Source organism: Neisseria sp. P0018.S001 (assembly GCF_051957355.1).
Taxonomy (GTDB): domain Bacteria; phylum Pseudomonadota; class Gammaproteobacteria; order Burkholderiales; family Neisseriaceae; genus Neisseria; species Neisseria subflava_A.
Genome location: NZ_JBQCWN010000084.1, coordinates 1 through 429, shown reverse-complemented (window position 1 = coordinate 429; position 429 = coordinate 1). Strand labels below are relative to the sequence as shown.

1 pseudogene is annotated in these 429 nt (G+C 47.6%); it reads left to right on the top strand.

The annotated features are described in order from the left end of the window. Nucleotides 1-216: 216 nt before the first annotated feature. Nucleotides 217-429, top strand: a pseudogene (locus ACTHTJ_RS10935) (IS5/IS1182 family transposase); the annotation flags it as partial.

Genomic DNA, 429 nt, shown 5'->3' with positions numbered 1-429 from the left:
CTAATATATCGGACTACATTTTTCCGCTGTCTTTTAAAGAGTTCTCTTAACTCGTGATGCGGGCTTGGTCTGCGAAAACATACTGTGCAAAAAGGTCGTCTGAAACCTGTACGCAGGCTTTCAGACGACCTTTGCTTTTCCAAAAAACAACCCGAGACCTTTGCAAAATTCCCCAAAATCCCCTAAATTTCCACCAAGACATTTAGGGGATTTCTCATGAGCACCTTCTTCCAGCAAACCGCCCAAGCCATGATTGCCAAACACATCGACCGCTTCCCACTATTGAAGTTGGATCAGGTGATTGATTGGCAACCGATCGAACAGTACCTGAATCGTCAAAGAACCCGTTACCTTAGAGACCACCGCGGCCGTCCCGCCTATCCACTGTTGTCCATGTTCAAAGCCATCCTGCTCGGACAATGGCACAGC